The 3,709-nt window shown below is 30.7% G+C and carries 5 protein-coding genes; 1 reads left to right on the forward strand and 4 read right to left on the reverse strand.

Features of this window, described 5'->3' with window-relative positions:
- The coding region (locus ACMOUI_RS02245) for a glutaminase (RefSeq protein WP_418964120.1) at positions 1-390 on the forward strand (390 nt) is incomplete at its 5' end.
- Positions 391-507: 117 nt separating this feature from the next.
- Here ACMOUI_RS02245 and ACMOUI_RS02250 read toward each other — a convergent pair.
- From ACMOUI_RS02250 to ACMOUI_RS02265, 4 genes are read right to left on the reverse strand one after another with little or no spacing between them, the layout of a single operon-like run.
- Entirely contained in the window at positions 508-1,083 is a 576-nt protein-coding gene (locus ACMOUI_RS02250; protein ID WP_418964121.1) for a TetR/AcrR family transcriptional regulator, read from the reverse strand.
- A gap of 23 nt (positions 1,084-1,106) precedes the next feature.
- A complete protein-coding gene (locus tag ACMOUI_RS02255) occupies positions 1,107-2,372 on the reverse strand; it encodes an OmpP1/FadL family transporter (protein ID WP_418964122.1) in 1,266 nt (421 codons plus the stop codon).
- A gap of 58 nt (positions 2,373-2,430) precedes the next feature.
- Entirely contained in the window at positions 2,431-2,943 is a 513-nt protein-coding gene (locus ACMOUI_RS02260) for a dihydrofolate reductase (protein WP_418964123.1), read from the reverse strand.
- Positions 2,921-3,379, reverse strand: coding sequence for a tRNA (cytidine(34)-2'-O)-methyltransferase (locus ACMOUI_RS02265; RefSeq protein ID WP_418964124.1), 459 nt, complete (start codon positions 3,377-3,379; stop codon positions 2,921-2,923). Before ACMOUI_RS02265 ends, ACMOUI_RS02260 begins: the two co-directional genes overlap by 23 nt.
- Between the last annotated feature and the right edge of the window lie 330 nt (positions 3,380-3,709).

Below are 3,709 nucleotides of genomic sequence, written 5' to 3' on the forward strand. Positions count from 1 at the left end.
GTTTTAAGTGGAGATGTAGAGGAGATTCTAGATGTTTACTTTAAACAGTGTTCAATATATGTAACAACAGAGAGTTTAGCTAAAATTGCTAGATTCTTTGCAAATGGTGGAGTTTTATCAACAGGAGAAAGAGTTATTCCTGAAAAATACGCACAGATAGTTAGTGGATTGATTGCTACTTGTGGAATGTATGATCAAAGTGGAACATATCTTGATAATGTAGGAATTCCAGGAAAATCTGGTGTTGGTGGAGGTATAATATCTCCAGTATCAAGTAAAAAAATAGGTGTGGCAGTATTTGGGCCAGCTTTAGATGCAGAAGGAAATAGTGTTGCAGGTATAGGAATAATGAAAGATATTTCAAAAGAAATGGAATTAGATATGTTCTAAAAATAATAAAAAACCAATAATAATAAAAGAGAGAATATCAACTAAAAGTCGATATTCTCTCTTGAGTTTTTTGATAATTTTGGACTGTATATTCAGACCGTTTTTGTTATATCAAAACTATTTCTTTTTTGAGTTGAAATCGTCAAGTTTTTTATAAAGCATAACAGCGGCACTATTTAAAAGCTTATCCTTTATAAACTCATTCGTAGGATTTTCAAAGTAATCTGTTGCTATAAGAGTAGCTAATCCATGTCCAAATAACCAACAATCTAAGAAAAGGTCATGCTTAAATTCAGTGGGCAAGTTATCAAAACGCTCATCTTTTTCCATCTCTATTTTCATAAGGTCTCTAAATTTTTTTAAAAGTTTACCATATGAATTATCTCTAAGAAATATTGATTTGAATAGTTGTTTTTCCTCTCTTGCAAAAGCGCAAAGACCGATACCACTATTTAGAAAAACCATATCTGTTTCAGGTCTAACAACATATTCCATAAAGATTTTTTTTGCTCTCTCTATAAGTTCAGTTTTAAGTTCATCCATAGATGAGTAACAACTATATATTGGAGCTGGAGAACAATTTAAAGCTTTGGCTAAGTTTCTCGCTGTAATATCGTCTAAACCATGTTTTTCAAACATTTCAAAAGCTTTCTCATGTATTTGTTCTCTTTTAAAAATTGCTTTTTTGGGCATTAATTCCTCCTAAAAATTATAAATTAAAACTTTTTTACAAAGTTGATACCTAAACTAGATATCTCTTTTTCATATCTTATATCATTAACTGTTCTTGAATCATAGATATAGTGATTGAAAGCAACTGTCCACTCCATAGTATCATTAGGTTTATATTTAACCCCTGTTCCCAACATAGTTGAATTTAGAGCGTATTCTGTAGCGGCAAAACTTTTATCAGGCGCCCCAGTGTCAGCATAGTTAAATCCAACAAGCCAAGCGATTTGTGGTGTGAACCAGTACTCAGATCCAACAGAGATCTCCCAACCGTTCTTATAATCTACATTCATTCCATCCACTCTGTCCATAGTAGCTGCTTCATTGAAATAGTAGTTTCCACCAATGAAAGTAGTCCATTGATCTGTTACCTTATATGAAGCACCTAGTGCAGCAAGTGCAGGTAAATCTCTTCTAGTTTTTAAGCCGTCTTTATATACAGGATATTTATCAAGCAATACTCCTGAAAGACTAGGTAGTTTATTTGAAATTTTTGTTTGGTCATTTATATCAGATTTTGTTTTAAAATCTAATTTAACTGTTGTGTCATATCTAAATCCAATATTTAATCTGTCATTTGGTGCATAATTTAAACCAAATTGTCCACCAAAACCAACGGCTTCTCTTTCTGAATCAATACTTGCTGTTTTGTCACCTATTAGTGGAATAGTATCCTTTGTCTTAGCATTTGCTTTTAAAGTTCTTTTTCCATATACTCCTCTAACTGCAAATGAAGCAGACCATTTATCAGTTAAATTAAATGCTCTTCCTAAAGTAGTCTGAGCATATATGTTAGAACCTTTTATGCTAGAACTTGATAAAAGATCATTTCCATCAGTAATTCCAAAAATTGGTTTGCTTAAAGGTAAAGGAATACCATCCTTATAGTGAAGTTCAGCTCCTCCACCAACACCTCCTACTGTCCAGAAGTATGCTCCATCATCAGTTTTTCTATAAAGAGCAAAGTTAGGAATCGGAGATGAAAGATTAGTGGAAAAATCCTTTCCCTTTTCACTCATATTTTGATCACCGAAAGCATATTGAATACCTCCAACAATATAAGTTCCATTTTCTAGTCTCATTAGACCAGCTGGGTTAAAATAAACTGTAGACCCCATATTTATAGCACCTTGTTGTGCTGGGTTCCCTCCATATTCAGCCGAATAGTTTTGGATATGATCTATAGATGCTCCCATGGCAGAAACACTTAAACTAGCTACTAAAGCTAATAACGATAATTTTAATCTGTTCATTAATATAATCCTCCCTGATATTTTAACAATTACAAGTGTAATATAACATATGTTTTTACTAATTACAAGTGTTTTTTATATAATGAACATAGGTAAAGTCTTTAAACTCCAACTTATTTGCTATATGAAAATTAGATAGATCTACTTTTGGAAAGAAGACATTTCCAAAATACTTACCTTTTATATATGAAAAGTGAAACTCACTTATATAGGGTAAAAAATATTCATAAATTGTTCCACCACCAATAATAAAGATTTTTTTATTAGAGGTCTTTTGTATAGAATAAGCTGAATTTAATGCGTTATTTGGGCAGTTAAAAATCTCTACACCTTCGTGAAAAAAGTTTTCATCTTTCGTTAAAATAAAATTTATTCTATTTGGTAAAGGTTTACCTATTGATTGAAAAGTCTTTCTTCCCATAATTACAATACTATCTGTAGTAATCTCTTTAAAAAGTTTTAAATCCTCTGGGATAGACCAAGGCATAGAGTTTTCACTTCCAATCAATCCATTTTCATCCAATGCTACAATTAGGGAGATCATAGGTTTATTCTCCAAAATCAAAATCATTCTGTCTTAAAGCTTCATAAAGAATAATTGCTGCAGAATTTGATAGATTAAGAGATCTTCCCATTTTAATCATAGGTATAGTTATACATGTATCCACATTTGCTTCTCTTATTTCAGCGGGAATTCCTCTAGATTCAGGTCCAAAAACAATAAAATCATTTGGTCCATATTTAACATCGGAATATTTTTGTGTTGTTTTTGTAGTAGCAAAATAGAAAGTAGAATCAGGATAAGAAGCTTTTAACTCCTCATAATTTTCCCATATTTTTAAATCAATCAGTTCCCAATAATCAAGTCCTGATCTTTTAATTTGTTTTTCATCTAATGAAAATCCTAGAGGTTTGATTAGATGTAAAGTTGTATTTGTAAGAACACAACTCCTACCTATATTTCCTGTGTTATATGGAATCTCAGGTTCCATTAATACTATGTTCATAAAATCCTCCTAAAAATAAAAATATATTTAAAATATATGTAATTTTATCATAAAAGTAACTATAAGACAAAAATAAATTCTTTTAGGAGAGCGCTATATTATTAAAGTACAGAGTAGATTAAATAGTAAAATTTCGTATAAAAAACTAAATTTAATTAAATGGTTAAAAAATAAATAAAAAAGAAAATGAAAAAAGTTGTTGACTTAGTTTAAAATTTGTGATACTATAATTTTTGTCAGCGGGAAACACCGCAGACGAATGAAAACTAAAGGACATTAACAACCGAATAGAGAAAATAGTCAGAAGTTATGAAAATAACAAATGCCAGA

The sequence above is a fragment of the Cetobacterium sp. genome (genome assembly GCF_048470075.1).
Taxonomy (GTDB): domain Bacteria; phylum Fusobacteriota; class Fusobacteriia; order Fusobacteriales; family Fusobacteriaceae; genus Cetobacterium_A.